Here is a 13,854-nt window from a genome sequence, read left to right as displayed (position 1 = left end):
GACGGGCTTTACCGGGAAAGCCCGTCGCGGCTGAAGCCGCTCTACCGGCATAAGCGACACGGCGGCAGGTCAAAGCGAAATAGTGGGGAGTATTTTGTGGGAGGGACTTCAGTCCCGACGCCTTTAACTCGAACGCGTCGGGACTGAAGTCCCTCCCACAAGAGCAAGCATCCAGCATTCAAGACCACGCCGAGCGTCCTCGGCCGAATCGTTACCCCAGCGCCCGCTCGATAGCGTCAGCCAGCGCTTCCGGCTTGTCGGTCGGCGCATAACGCGCCAGCACCTGGCCGTCGCGACCGACCAGGAACTTGCTGAAATTCCACTTGATCGCGGCGATGCCGAGCAGCCCGGATTTCTGCTGCTTGAGCCAGCGCCACAGCGGATGCGCGCCGTCGCCGTTGACCTGCACCTTGGCGAACATCGGGAAATCCACGTCGTAGCTGAGCGAACAGAACTGACGGATCTCCGCGGCATCGCCCGGCTCCTGGTGGCCGAACTGGTCGCAGGGGAAGCCCAGCACCACCAAGCCGCGATCGCGGTAGCGCTGCCACAGCGCCTGCAGCCCGGCGTACTGCGGAGTGAAACCGCACTTGGAGGCGACGTTGACGATCAACAGCACCTTGCCGGCGTACTCAGCGAGCGGCTGATCCTGCCCGTCCAAGGTGGTCGCGGTGAAGGCATAGGCGGTGGTCGGCGTGTCCATGGGTCCTCGTGGCGCGGCGCGCCGCAGCGGCGCTGGTTCGACGCGATGCTACGCGGTGGCCGCAGGCGTCGCCAGCGGGCCGCAGCCGATGCGCGAGGCCGCGTTGCAGACGTCCGCGCGAACCAGCCAACACCCCGCCAGCGCACCACCGGTGCATGCCTGCACCGGCACAACCACGCCGGAGAGCGCACTGCATCAAGATTCACGCCAGATGCCGCAAAGCCCTGGGAAATAAGCGCCTATGCTGCAGCGCTCCCATGGCTTTCGTCACGGGTCACGCCTGCCGGCCTGGGGTAGCCTGCCCGATCACCATGATTGCGGATACCGCTTGATGACCTCTCGCCTCGCCCTTGCCCTCGCCGCCACGCTCGGACTCGCCATGCCCGCCTACGCCGCTCCGGCCACCACGCCCACCGCCGCCACGGCGGCCACGCAGGCCAACCCGTTCTTCGCCGAAAGCCCGCTGCCGCTGCACTACCCGCAGTTCGACAAGATCAAGGACAGCGATTTCGCGCCCGCGTTCGACGCCGGCATGGCGCAGCAGCTGAAGGAAATGCAGGCCATCGCCGATCAGACCGCCAAACCGACCTTCGACAACACCATCGTGGCGATGGAGAAAAGTGGGCAGGTCCTGGACCGCGCCACCACCGTGTTCTTCAACCTGGTCGGCGCCGACACCAACGACACCCGCAAGAAACTGCAGGCCGAGTACGCCGGCAAGCTGGCCGCGCACCGCGACGCGATCGCGCTCAATCCCAAGCTGTTCGCGCGCATCCAGACCCTGTACGACACCCGCAACCAGCTCGGTCTGGACGCGGAGGGCGTGCGCCTGATCGAGAAGTACCACAGCGACTTCGTCCGCGACGGCGCCAAGCTCAACGATGCCGACAAGGCCAAGCTCAAGGCGATGAACGCCGAACTGGCCGAACTGGGCACCAAGTTCAGCCAGAACGTGCTGGCCGAAGTGAACGCCGCCGCGGTGGTGGTGGACGACGTCAAGCAACTTGACGGCCTGTCCGACGCGCAGATCGCCGCGGCCGCCGAAGCGGCCAAGGCGCGCAAGCTCGACGGCAAGTACGTGATCGCCCTGCTCAACACCACCGGCCAGCCGCCGCTGGCCCAGCTCAAGGATCGCGCCCTGCGGCAGAAGATCTACGAAGCCTCGGTGTCGCGCGGCAGCCACGGCGGCCCCTACGACAACACCGCGCTGGTGTCGCGGATCATGACCCTGCGCGCCGATCGCGCCAAGCTGCTCGGCTATCCGAATCACGCCGCCTACTCGCTGGAAACCCAGACCGCCAAGACCCCCGAAGCGGTCAACGCCATGCTCGGCAAGCTGGCCCCGGCCGCGGTGGCCAACGCCAAGCGCGAGGCCGCCGACCTGCAGGCGATGATCGACCAGGAGCAGAAGGCCGCCGGCAAGCCCAGCTTCAAGCTCGAGGCCTGGGACTGGGCCTACTACACCGAGAAGGTGCGCCAGGCCAAGTACGACTTCGACGAGGCCCAGCTCAAGCCCTACTTCGAACTGAAGAACGTGCTGGAAAACGGCGTGTTCTACGCCGCCAACCAGGAATACGGGCTGACCTTCAAGCAGCGCACCGACCTGCCGACCTACCGCGACGACGTGCTGGTCTACGACGTGTTCGACGCCGACGGCAGCCAGCTGGCGATCTTCATCGCCGACATGTACGCGCGCGAGTCCAAGCGCGGCGGCGCCTGGATGAGCTCCTACGTGTCGCAGTCGGCGCTGACCGGCGACAAGCCGGTGGTCGCCAACCACCTCAACATCCCCAAGCCGCCGGCCGGCCAGCCGACCCTGCTGACCTGGGACGAGGTCACCACCGCCTTCCACGAGTTCGGCCATGCGCTGCACGGCATGTTCTCGAACGTGAAGTACCCGTACTTCTCCGGCACCAGCGTGCCGCGCGACTTCGTCGAGTTCCCCTCGCAGGTCAACGAGATGTGGGCCGACGATCCGGCCATCCTCAAGCACTACGCCAAGCACTACCAGAGCGGCGCGCCGATGCCGCAGGCACTGCTGGACAAGGTGGTGGCCACCGCCAAGTTCAACCAGGGCTTCGCCACCACCGAGTACCTGGGCGCGGCCATGCTCGACCAGCGCTGGCACCAGCTGAGCGCCGGCCAGGTGCCGCCGGCATCGGGCGTGATGGACTTCGAGGCCAAGGCGCTGGCCGCCGACGGCATCGCCTATGCGCCGGTGCCGCCGCGCTACCGCACGCCGTACTTCAGCCACATCATGGGCGGCTACGCGGCCGGCTACTACGCCTACATCTGGGCCGAGGTGCTGGACGCCAACACCCAGCAGTGGTTCAAGCAGCATGGCGGGCTGAGCCGCGCCAACGGCGACCGCTTCCGCAAGACCCTGCTCTCGCGCGGCGGCAGCGTCGATGCGATGCAGTTGTTCCAGGACTTCGCCGGACACGCGCCGCAGATCGAACCCTTGCTGGAGAAGCGCGGCCTCAACGCCACGCCGGCGGCGACGCCGAGCGCACGCTGAGGCGCAGCGCGGCACGGCCCGTGCGGCCGTGCCGCCACGTCGCGACGACGTCGCAGCGGAACACACCCGCGACCGACCGCAGAACGCAACACGCACGACGCCCGGCTCAGCCGGGCGTCGTGTTTTTTCAGCCTGCCATCGCGATGGCGACGCGCGGTAAGTCGCGCGTGGCCGTCAGCGGCTTACTGGCCGTCGCCGGAGGCGTCGATGCTGGCACCCAGCGAGGCATTGCCGCCGGCCTGGCCCTGCGCCTGACCGCTACCGGCCTGCGCACCGCCCTGGCCGCCCGCACCCGCCTGGCCCGACACCGACCCGCCGTGCGTGCCCACGCTGTGCGAGGCGCTGCCGCTGGCCGCACCGTTGGCACTGCCGCTGCCGGACAGCGCCGGCACCGTCGGCAAGCTGCCGCCGCTGGCGGCGCCGTTGCCGTTGCCGTTACCGGCCGCACGCGACGCAGCACCGTTACCGGTCACGCCATTGACTGCACCGGCGGCATTGCCGGCGGTCGACAGCGCCGCAGGGGGATTGGCCGCGCTGGTCGCCGCGCCGAGCGCGCCGTCGGCCTGACCGACTGCGCTGCCGGCCGCGCTGCGTGCCGCCGCACTGCCGCTGGCGGCGGCATTGCCGGCGAGCGTGCGGCCCTGGTTCACCGCAGTGCCGGCGGTCTGCACTGCGCCGTCAGCGGTGGCCGCGCCACGCGCCGCCGCCCGCTGCGCCGCCATCCGCGCACGCTGCGAGGACTGCTCGATGCCGCTGCGGGCGCGATCCAGCGGAACCCCGGCGTCCAGGCGGCCTGCGCCCATGCCGTTGCCGCCGAGGCTGCCGCCGCCCAGGCCGCCCAGGGTGCCGTTGACCGCACCGCCCACGCTGCCCGCACCGCCCAGCAACTGCGCGCCGGCCACGCCCGGGATCAGCGCCACCGACGCCACCAGCACCGCGCTCGCCAACAGAGTCTTGCCGTTCATCGCATTCTCCTCGTGTCGCCGCAGGCCATCTGCGGCTCTCATGTTTCCCTACGAATCGAGCGACGCAGAACATCCCGTGCAGGCGGGACGCAGACAGAATGCGTTCAGCCGCCCGGCGCGCGCTGCAGCGGCAGGTCCGCGCCGAGCAGCCCGGCGCCGTACACCGGATCGGTGCCGGGCGCACCGAGATCGCGCGCCTGCGCCTGCAACTGCGCGCGCACCTGCGCGGCCGCCTGCGGATCCGGCTGCGGCAAGGCCTGCGCCGCCAGCCGCGCCACCAGCGGCGCGGCGAAGGAGGTGCCACGCTGCGTCTGCCAGCGGCCCTGCGGTGCCGCGGCGATCAGTTCGCCGACCGCGGCGAAGGCCACCTGCGGCCCTCGCCCCGCCTCCGGCAAGACCCGCGCACGCGCATCCACCGCGGTGACGCCGATCACCCCGGGATAGGCCGCGGGGTACAGCGGCGGGGCAGCCGGGCCGTCGTTGCCCACCGCCGCGACCAGCACGTGGCCGCGCGCGAGCATGCGCTGCACGGCGAGTTGCAGCGCGCGGTTGGGGCCGCCGATCAGGCTGATGTTGACCACCGGCACCTGCTGCTGCGCCATCCATGCCAGTGCCCCGACCAGCTCGACCACGGTGCCGCCATCGGCCTGTCCGCAATAGATGTCGGCCGCATACAGGGTGCGCGCGAACGGCCCGTGCGCCACCGCGCGTCCGGCCAGCAGCGAGGCGACCGCCGTGCCGTGCGGCTGCGCGCGCACCTGCCCGTCGCAGCCCCAGGATTGCACCTGCACGCCGGCCAGCGCCGGATGCGCCGCATCCACGCCGCTGTCGATCAGGCCGACCACGAAGCCGCCCGCCGCGGCACCAGCGGCTGCCGGAGCGGCGGAGGCGCTGGCGGGCGCCGGTGGCGCCGCCGCCGATCCGCTGTAGACGTGGTTGTAGTCGTACTCGCCCTGCGGATCGCGCTCGCGCAGTTGCTGCAGGGCGCGGCGCGTGGACAGGCCCGACGGCACCTGCAGCACCACCAGGCGCAGGCCGAATTCGCCGAAGCTGCGCTGCTCCAGCACCACGAAGCCGGCCGTCTGCGCCGCCCGCAGCGCCGCCGGCTCCGGCTCCAGCGCCACCACCTGCCCGCGCATCACCACCGCGCCGCCCTCGTCGCGCTCCAGCCCGCGCGGATCGCTGCGCAGCAGCGCCTGCAGGCGTTTCAGGCGCAGCCGTTCGACCTCGCCGCGCGCATCCTGCAGCGACTCTCCCACCCGATTCATGCCGCCCTGCACGCCCTGGGTGACGTCCTGCACCAGCCCGCCGGCCGACGGCAGCGCCAGCTGCGCCCATGCCGGTGTCGCCACCGCCAGCCATGCCACGGCCATCCAGCGCATTCGTCTGCCCGTCGCCATGCCCCGCTCCGTTGTCCGCCCCTGTTGGCGTGCCACACTAATCTTGCCATCCCGACACGCGGTGAACGCCGCGCCGCGCCCATGGAAGAAAACCCCTCCGCCGAACGTATCACCGACATGCACGCCGATCCCACGGCCGCCGTCGGCGACGGCATCTGTACCCTGCTGCCGCAGTTGCGGCGCTTCGCGCGTGCCGTCGCCGGCCATCGCGAGGACGCCGACGACCTGCTGCAGATCGCGATCGAGCGCGCGCTGCGCCGCGCCGGGCAATGGCGGCCGGAGACGCCGCTGCAGTACTGGCTGTACGGCATCATCCGCCACGCCTGGATCGACGAGGTGCGGGCGCAGCGGCGACGGCGGCAGGTGTTCGTCGATGCCGCCGAGGGCGAGCACGTCGGCGACACGCCCCTGGAGCGGCAGCAGGACTGGATGGCGGTGCAGGCCGCGATGGCCGGCCTGCCCGAGGAACAACGCCTGGCGATCGCACTGGTGCTGATCGAAGGCCTGTCCTACAAGGATGCCGCGGCGGTGCTGGAGATTCCGCTCGGCACACTCACCAGCCGGCTCGCGCGTGGGCGCGAAGCCCTGCAGGCGTCACTGGAGGCGACCGCATGAACACTACGATCGACGCACTCACGCTGCAGGCCTACGCCGACGGCGAACTGGATGCGGCGCAGGCCGCCCAGGTGGAAGCGGCGTTGCGTACCGACCCGCAACTGGCGCAGGCGCTGGAGCGGCTGCGCAGCCTGCAGGCGCGGTTGCGCGCCGGCTTCGCCCCGGTGCTGGACGAAGCGGTGCCCGCACGCCTGCTCGCCGCCGCGCGGGCACGGCCGACCGGCGCGCCCGGCAAGGACGACGCGGTCGCGACGCTGCCGCCCTCACCCATCCATGCGACGGCGCAGGCAAGCCGGCCGACGCCGCTGCGGCCGCGTGCGCGGCGCCGCTGGGCGCTGCCGGCTGCCTTGGCGGCGGCGCTGTTGCTGGGGCTATGGATCGCGCAGCGGCAATTGCCGCAGGACGATGCGCACGGCCCGACGGTCGCGGCGGCCCGGGGGAGCGTCGCCGAGGGCGCGCTGGCGCAGGCGCTGACGCAGCAGTTGTCCGGCCAGTCCCAGGGCAGCGTGCGCATCGGCCTGAGCTTCCGCGATCGCGACGGCCATTACTGCCGCACCTTCGCGCTGTCGAACGCCAACGCCGGCCTGGCCTGCCAGCGCGACGGCGCATGGCGGGTGGAACTGCTGGTGCCCGCCGGCGAACGCGAAGACGGCGGCGGCATGCGCATGGCGGCCAGCCCGATGCCGGCCGCGGTGCTGCAGGCGGTGGATGCACGCATCGCCGGCGAGGCGCTGGATGCCGACGGCGAACAGCGCGCGCGCGCACGCGGCTGGCGCTAGGAACAGGCCGATGTCCTGCCTGCTTTGGGATGGGCAACGCGCCTAGAACACCTCCGAAGCACACCGGAACGCGTCCGGCAGGAGCGGCTTCAGCCGCGACGCGCGTTTCCGACAAGCCGGTCGCGGCTGAAGCCACTCCTGCAGCACATCGATTCACGCTCGATGCCGCGGACGCACCTTCTTCGAGGTGCCCTCAGGGCAGCGCTGCCTGCGTCTTCGACTCGGTGGCAGCGTCGAGGCCGTCGATGCCGGCCAGCATCTTCTTCAGCAGTCTCTCCAGTTGCTGCTGCTCGCCGGCATCCAGCGCCGCGGTTTCCGTCTCCAGGAACGCACACACGTCCGGCAGCAAACGTTCGATCAGGGCGATGCCGGCCGGCTGCAGGGTCAGCGCAACCTTGCGCCGGTCTTCCGGACTGGCCGTGCGCGACAGCAGCCCCTTGCTGCACAGGCTGTCGGTGAGACGGGTGATGTTGGCCGGCTTCTCGCTGGCGGCCTCGGCCACCTCGGTGGGGGTGATGCACTGCTCGGGCGTGCCGTACAGCATCATCAGGATCTCGTACTCCGGCGGGCTGACGCCGTACTCCTTGAGCACGCCGCTGGCGTTGGCATGCACGCGCTTGTACAGGTGCTTGACCAGCCGGACCAGGACGGCGGGCTCGCGCGGGAAGGCCGGATAGCGCGCGCAGGTGTGCGCCACGCGCCGCTCGGTCTGATCGAAACTGCCCATAAGAAATCGATTGCAAGTGGGGTAGCCGCCAATGCTACCGATTGCGCAGTGTCCCGACGAGGGCACGCGTTGCGTTCCCGCATGCTGTCGACGCAGTGCACCGCACGCCGACGCCGACGCGCGCTGGCGCGCCAGCCACCGCTCAGGCGGCGAACAGCGGCGCGTATTCCGGTGCCACCAGCTCGCGCAGCACGCTGGCCGGCACGTCCACCGTCTGCGTGCCATCGGCGTACGGCCCCACCTGGTACGGCGGGAACACGAAACGCAAGGCGGTGATCTTGCCCGCCGCGTCGACCAACGGCTGGAACTGGCTGAAGTTGCCGGGCTGCGGCTCGGTGCCTTCGGCGATCATCTTGCTGGCGCTGCGCACCTGCTCGTCCTGGTCCTCCGGCGGCACCTGTTCGGCATCCACCCGCGTCTGCACCGCCTGGCGCAGCTGCGCGGCGACATAGCCGGCCACCTGCTTCCAATGCGACGCATCCGGGATCAGTGTCTCGGCGGTGAGCATGCGCTGCTGCTGCGGCAGCCACACCCAACGCGCCACCAGCGGTTCGCCGTGCGCACCGCCGGTGTAGCGGCTGCCGTCGGCGCTCAGCGCGACCAGGTCCGGACGCTCCAGCAGCATCTCGAACTGCAGCGAGAGTTCGTAGGGCGCGCGCGGGCGATCGTTGCCGAGCCCGTCGACCGCTTCCATCAGCTCGCTGCGCGCGCTCTGCGCGTAGTGGTTGGCCGCTTCGGCCAGTCCGGGATAGCGGTTGATCGACGGCGGAAAAGTGATGCCGACCACATAGCTGGGGCTGTGTTCGACGATGTCCTTCAGTTCCGGCGGTGTGGTCTGCGCCGGCTCCGGCGCCGCGGAAGCCTCGCTTTGTGCCGGTGCCGCGGCGGGCGCCGGTACGGCGGCCGGTTCCTCGCGTTTGCAGCCGGCCAGTGCCAGCGCCGCGGCGACCGCCAGTGCCGTCCATGCCATCCGCCCGTTGCCCATCGTCTCTGCCCTGCTCACGTCGACTGCCCCTGTTCCTGCAATGCCTGTAAAAGTGGCGCGCATTATCGCGCCGTTGCGGTGCCCGACGCTCAATCGAGCAGCGCCGCGTATTGCGGATGCCGCTGGATGAACACGGCCGCGTACGAACACGCCGGCACCACCTTCCAGCCTTGTGCCTGCGCATGGTCCAGCGCGGCGGCGACCAGTTGCGCCGCCAGCCCGCGCCCGCCGATCGGGCCAGGCACCCCGGTGTGGGTGATGACCATGCGCCCCTGCTCCAGCACGTAGTCGAGTTCGGCGCGGTGGCCGTCGACCTGCAGGCTGAAGCGGTGCTGCTGCGGATCGTGCGCGATCGGGACGTTCGGTACGGACATGGGAAGTGGGATGTGTCGCGGAGCAGGCAGTGTCCGCTGCGGCTTGCCGCGGCGATGTGAAACACCTGCCCCAGGGCGTCGCGCCGCCGACGCGGCGCGTCAGCCGTACGCCGCTCAAGTCGTGCCGCGCGCGGCCGATACCGCCAGGACAGGCCGAAAACCTGGCATGGGAGTTGCACCTCCCATCACGCAGCGATCCAACAGGGAACCACGCGCATGAGCGAGACCGAGAGCAAATACGACCAGGGCGACCACAACGCCTCCTTGCTGGAAGGGCTGTTCCAACTGTCGGTCAGCGGCGACCACCAGGGCGGCGAGTTCCAGCAGCTCGACGACGAGGTCTACCAGCGCCTCAAGCGCACCTACGAGAACGCCGCCATCGGCAGCGCCAAGGTGCAGTTGCGTGGGCAGCAGACCCGCTGAACACAGAGGGCGGCCTGACGGACCGCCATCTGCTCCATGCGCGATGCGTGCCCACGACCGCATCGGCGCCACGGCGCATACCCAGCGCAGCGAATGAGAGATGCGCCGATCGCGCGGCGCCGCACGCCCGTGCGGACGCCACCGCGTCGCGGATCAGCCGCGCCCGAAGCGCGGGTTCGCCAGCTCGCCCAAAAAGTGCTGCAGCACCGACGGCTCCATGATCAGCAGGAACATCACGCCGAACGCCGCACCGGCCAGGTGCGCGCTGTGGTTGACGTTGTCGCCGCCGCGGCGGTCCATCCAGATGCTGTAGCCGACATAGAACACGGCATACAGGATCGCCGGGATCGGAATCGGGATGAAGAAGAAGAAGATCCCGGTCCACGGCGCCATCAGGATGAAGGCGAACAGCACCGCCGACACCGCGCCGGATGCGCCCAGGCTCATATAGTTGGGGTTCTTCTGGTTCTTCAGGTAGCTGGGCAGGATCGAGACCACCAACGCCGACAGGTAGAACAGCGGGTACACCAGCATGTTGCCGGTCAGCCGCTCCATCAGCACCTCGATCGGGCCGCCGAAGAAGTACAGCGTGACCATGTTGAACAGCAGGTGCGGGAAATCGGCATGGATGAAGCCGTAGGTCACCAGCCGGTCGTACTGCTTGTGGCGGTCGATCGCCGGCGGCCACAGGATCAGCCGGTCGAGCAGCCGGCGGTTGTTGAACGCCGCCCAAGACACCAGCACGGTGAGGACGATCAGGATCAGGTTGACGGGGGTGACGGAGGGCATGCGGGGTCTCAGGCGGGGCGGTAGTGGTCGACCATGCGGTAGCGGCGCGCGTACAGCCCGAACAGCAGTGCGGCGACGAACGCGAAGGCAGCGAAGAAGAACATCAGGAACGCGGTCTCGCTGAGCCCGGTGCTGCCGATGTGCGCGGTGACGCGGTCGTTGCGCACCGCCGCGTTGGACAGCAGCACCCACAGGTTGCCGACGGTGGTGGTGAGGTTCCAGAAACTCATCACCACGCCCTTCATCGACTGCGGCGCCTGGCTGTAGGCGAATTCCAGGCCGGTCGCCGAGACCAGCACTTCGCCGAAGGTCAGCAGCGCGTACGGCAGGATCTGCCAGGCGATGGAGAGGGCGTCGCCGCCGTCCATCATCACCTGCAGCGTGCCGACCACGATCCAGGCCAGGCCGCTGAAGGCGATGCCGGCGGTCATCCGCCGCAGCGCGGTCGGCTCGTAGCCGCGCCGGCGCAGCAGCGGATACAGCACCAGGTTGTTGAACGGGATCAGCAGCATCACCAGCGCCGGATTCAGCGCCTGCATCTGCGAGGCGCTGAACCACTCCGGCATCTGCATCTGCTGGCCCTGCAGCACCCAGGTCGAGGCCTTCTGGTCGAACAGCGAGAAGAACGGGGTGACCAGCGCGAACACCACCAGCACCCGCAGCACCGCGCGCACGCCGTCCACCGCCGCATCCGGATGCAGCGCGCGGGCGCGCTCCAGTTGCCACCAGGTGCCGCCGCCGATGCCGGCCAGCAGCAACACCAGCGCCAGGCACAGGCAGATCACCAGGCCCAGGGTCGGCACGAGGGCGAACGTCGCCAGCGCCAGCAGCACCGCCACGCCGGCCAGGGCCAGACCGGGACGCCCCTGCCCCGGCGCCTGCCGCAGCAGCGCGGTGCGCACCACCTGAGCGAAACCGTGCGGATCCTTCGGCGGCAGCGGCACGCGCACGTAGCGGTGACGCCCGGCCCAGAACACCAGGGTCGCCACCAGCATCAGGATGCCGGGGATGCCGAACGCCCACGCCGGCCCCAGGTTCTTCAGCGCCAGCGGGATCAGCAGCGAGGCGAACAGCGAGCCGAAGTTGATGATCCAGTAGAAGGCGTCGAACACCACCTTGGCCAGGTGCTTGTTGCCCTGGTCGAACTGGTCGCCCATGAACGAGGCCACCAGCGGCTTGATCCCGCCCGCGCCCAGCGCGATCAGGCCCAGGCCGAGGAAGAAGCCGTTGCGATGGCCCTCGAACAGCGCCAGGCACAGGTGGCCCACGCAGTAGATCAGGCTGAACCAGAGGATGGTGCTGTACTTGCCGAAGAAGCGGTCGGCCAGCCAGCCGCCGAGCAGCGGGAAGAAGTACACGCCGATCATGAAGCTGTGCATGATGTGCTTGGCTTCGGCCTCCCGGCCGGGCGCCGTCACTTCCTGCAGCAGCAGCGAGGTGATCAGGAACTGCACCAGGATGTTGCGCATCCCGTAGAAGCTGAAGCGCTCGCAGGCCTCGTTGCCGATGATGTACGGAATCTGCCGCGGCATGCGCGCGGCGGTGCGCTCCTGCGCCGCGCTCATGCGGCGTGTCTCGTGGTGGCTTGGCTGCTCACGGGCCCTCGTCCAGGCAAAATTTTCAGAAGGTTACCCGATCGTTCCGGCGAATCGAACCGCTAGGACACGCCCTAGGTGCTTTCGCAATCGGCGCGCTGCCCGCATCATGGGCGCCTGTCCCGAGACGGTGCCGAGATGATCCGACCCTGGCTGGCCACCCTGTTGCTGCCGATGCTGCTGTGCAGCATGCCGTCGCTGGCCAGCGAGGCGGGCCTGTCCACCGAAGCCGAGCGCAACGGATTCGCGCGCACCGGCCGCTACGCCGAAACCATCGCGCTGTGCGATGCCTTCGCGCAGCACTATCCGCAAGCGGTGCGCTGCTTCGACTTCGGCACCACCCCGGAAGGCCGGCCGATGAAGGCGCTGGCGGTGTCGACCTCGGGTGCACTGGATCCGGCGGCCGCGCAGGCGCGCAAGCTGCCGGTAGTGCTGATCCAGGGCGGCATCCACGCCGGCGAGATCGACGGCAAGGACGCTGGCTTCCTGGCGCTGCGCCAACTGCTCGACGGCCAGGCCGCGCGCGGCGCGCTGGACAAGCAGGTATGGCTGTTCGTGCCGGTGTTCAACGTCGACGGGCACGAGCGCTTCGGCGCCTGGAACCGGCCCAACCAGCGCGGCCCGGAACAGATGGGCTGGCGCACCACCGCGCAGAACCTCAACCTCAACCGCGACTACGTCAAGGCCGACGCGCCGGAGATGCAGGCGATGCTGCGCCTGGTCGAGCAGTGGGACCCGCTCGTGTATGTGGATCTGCACGTCACCGACGGCGCGCAGTTCGAGCACGACGTGTCGATCCAGGTGGAGCCGCTGCACGCCGGCGATACCGCGCTGCGCGGCGACGGCCTGCGCCTGCGCGACGCCGTGCTCGCCGATCTGAAGCGGCAAGGCTCGCTGCCGCTGCCCTACTACCCCTCCTTCGTGGTCAACGACGACCCGGCCTCCGGCTTCGAGGACGGGGTGCCGACGCCGCGCTTCTCGCACGGCTATTTCCAGCTGCGCAACCGCTTCGGCATGCTGGTGGAAACGCATTCGTGGAAGCGCTACCCCGAGCGCGTGCGCATCACCCGCAACACCATCGTCTCGGTGCTGCAGCAGGTGGCGCGGCATGGTGCGCAGTGGCGCGCCGACGCGCTGGCCGCCGACGCCCGCGCGCAAGCCCTGGGCGGCAAGACCGTGGCGCTGGACTACCGCACCACCGACGCCTCGCACCTGGTGGACTTCCGCGGCTACGCCTACACGCGCACGCCCTCGCCGGTGTCCGGCGCGCTGATGACCCGCTACGACGAGCGCACCCCACAGATCTGGCGCGTGCCGCTGCGCGACCAGATCGTGCCCAGCGTGGAAGTCGCCGCGCCGCGCGCCGGCTACCTGGTGCCGGCGGCGCAGGCCGCCCTGGTCGGCGCCAAGCTGCGCCAGCACGGCATCGCCTTCCGCACGCTGGAGCACGACGCCACCCTGCCGGTGCAGACCTTCCGCGCCGACACCGCCAGCTTCGCCGCCCGCTCGTCCGAAGGCCACCAGCGGCTCAGCGTCGCCGGCGCCTGGAAGCCGGAGACCCGCGCCGTCGGCGCCGGCGCGCTGTTCGTGCCGATCGCCCAGCCCAAGGCGCGGCTGTTGATGGCGCTGCTGGAACCGCAGGCGCCGGACTCGCTGCTGCAATGGGGCGAATTCAACAGCGCGTTCGAGCGCGCCGAGTACATGGAAGACTACGTCGCCGAGGACGTGGCGCGGCAGATGCTGGCCAGCGATCCGGCGCTCAAGGCCGAGTTCGAGGACAAGCTCGAACACGACGCGGCCTTCGCCAAGGATCCGCAGGCGCGGCTGGAGTTCTTCTACCGCCGCCACAGTTCCTGGGACGAGCGCTACCGCCTGTACCCGGTCATGCGCAGCGACGAAGCACCGTCCTGACGCGCGGTTCCACCCTCCCCCCGACTCCCCCGATGCGCCTTCCCGTCATCTGCTGAAGAGGCTGTTCGCC

General features: G+C 70.0%; 13 protein-coding genes. 5 read left to right on the top strand and 8 right to left on the bottom strand.

Annotation, left to right across the window (positions count from 1 at the left end):
* Positions 1-211 precede the first annotated feature (211 nt).
* Positions 212-703, bottom strand: coding sequence for a glutathione peroxidase (locus tag SLW55_RS19765; protein WP_267099208.1), 492 nt, complete (start codon positions 701-703; stop codon positions 212-214).
* Positions 704-1,034: 331 nt separating this feature from the next.
* Here SLW55_RS19765 and SLW55_RS19760 point away from each other — a divergent pair, with 331 nt between their 5' ends.
* Positions 1,035-3,221 carry a M3 family metallopeptidase gene (locus SLW55_RS19760; protein WP_192578978.1) on the top strand — a complete coding sequence of 729 codons (2,187 nt, stop codon included), beginning with the start codon at positions 1,035-1,037 and terminating at the stop codon, positions 3,219-3,221.
* A 182-nt stretch (positions 3,222-3,403) separates the two neighbouring features.
* Here SLW55_RS19760 and SLW55_RS19755 read toward each other — a convergent pair whose 3' ends face one another.
* Together SLW55_RS19755 and SLW55_RS19750 are read right to left on the bottom strand one after the other, a co-directional pair.
* A complete protein-coding gene (locus tag SLW55_RS19755; protein WP_267099209.1) occupies positions 3,404-4,186 on the bottom strand; it encodes a hypothetical protein in 783 nt (260 codons plus the stop codon).
* Positions 4,187-4,290: 104 nt separating this feature from the next.
* The gene (locus SLW55_RS19750; protein ID WP_320745602.1) at positions 4,291-5,559 is read right to left on the bottom strand and encodes a S8 family serine peptidase; all 1,269 of its coding nucleotides are present in this window, start codon (positions 5,557-5,559) and stop codon (positions 4,291-4,293) included.
* Between the two features lie 108 nt (positions 5,560-5,667).
* Between SLW55_RS19750 and SLW55_RS19745 the strand changes: the two genes are divergently transcribed.
* Positions 5,668-6,201 (top strand): RNA polymerase sigma factor, encoded by a 534-nt coding sequence (locus tag SLW55_RS19745; protein WP_017907990.1) that lies wholly within the window; start codon positions 5,668-5,670, stop codon positions 6,199-6,201.
* Entirely contained in the window at positions 6,198-6,980 is a 783-nt protein-coding gene (locus SLW55_RS19740) for a hypothetical protein (protein ID WP_295939267.1), read from the top strand. The genes SLW55_RS19745 and SLW55_RS19740 overlap by 4 nt, the downstream gene beginning before the upstream one ends.
* A 193-nt stretch (positions 6,981-7,173) precedes the next feature.
* Here SLW55_RS19740 and SLW55_RS19735 read toward each other — a convergent pair whose 3' ends face one another.
* The 3 genes from SLW55_RS19735 to SLW55_RS19725 form a co-directional block, all read right to left on the bottom strand.
* Positions 7,174-7,707 carry a MarR family transcriptional regulator gene (locus SLW55_RS19735; protein ID WP_267099213.1) on the bottom strand — a complete coding sequence of 178 codons (534 nt, stop codon included), beginning with the start codon at positions 7,705-7,707 and terminating at the stop codon, positions 7,174-7,176.
* Between the two features lie 142 nt (positions 7,708-7,849).
* Positions 7,850-8,677 carry a DUF3298 and DUF4163 domain-containing protein gene (locus SLW55_RS19730; protein WP_043092245.1) on the bottom strand — a complete coding sequence of 276 codons (828 nt, stop codon included), beginning with the start codon at positions 8,675-8,677 and terminating at the stop codon, positions 7,850-7,852.
* Positions 8,678-8,781: 104 nt separating this feature from the next.
* Positions 8,782-9,066 (bottom strand): GNAT family N-acetyltransferase, encoded by a 285-nt coding sequence (locus SLW55_RS19725; RefSeq protein ID WP_017915076.1) that lies wholly within the window; start codon positions 9,064-9,066, stop codon positions 8,782-8,784.
* Between the two features lie 216 nt (positions 9,067-9,282).
* On the opposite strand from SLW55_RS19725, the gene SLW55_RS19720 reads away from it, so the two are divergent.
* Positions 9,283-9,489 (top strand): hypothetical protein, encoded by a 207-nt coding sequence (locus SLW55_RS19720; RefSeq protein ID WP_017909505.1) that lies wholly within the window; start codon positions 9,283-9,285, stop codon positions 9,487-9,489.
* A 153-nt stretch (positions 9,490-9,642) separates the two neighbouring features.
* On the opposite strand, the gene SLW55_RS19715 is transcribed toward SLW55_RS19720, so the two are convergent.
* Positions 9,643-10,278: a rhomboid family intramembrane serine protease gene (locus SLW55_RS19715; protein ID WP_017912452.1), complete on the bottom strand. Its 636-nt coding sequence runs from the start codon at positions 10,276-10,278 to the stop codon at positions 9,643-9,645.
* Between the two features lie 8 nt (positions 10,279-10,286).
* The gene (locus tag SLW55_RS19710; RefSeq protein WP_320745601.1) at positions 10,287-11,843 is read right to left on the bottom strand and encodes an oligopeptide:H+ symporter; all 1,557 of its coding nucleotides are present in this window, start codon (positions 11,841-11,843) and stop codon (positions 10,287-10,289) included.
* A gap of 168 nt (positions 11,844-12,011) precedes the next feature.
* Here SLW55_RS19710 and SLW55_RS19705 point away from each other — a divergent pair, with 168 nt between their 5' ends.
* Positions 12,012-13,784: a M14 family metallopeptidase gene (locus SLW55_RS19705; RefSeq protein WP_320745600.1), complete on the top strand. Its 1,773-nt coding sequence runs from the start codon at positions 12,012-12,014 to the stop codon at positions 13,782-13,784.
* Positions 13,785-13,854 lie beyond the last annotated feature (70 nt).

The organism is Xanthomonas sp. LF06-19 (assembly GCF_034105425.1).
Classification (GTDB): domain Bacteria; phylum Pseudomonadota; class Gammaproteobacteria; order Xanthomonadales; family Xanthomonadaceae; genus Xanthomonas_A; species Xanthomonas_A sontii.
Note: the sequence above shows the minus strand (reverse complement) of the source record. Positions and strands in the feature narration are given on the sequence as shown.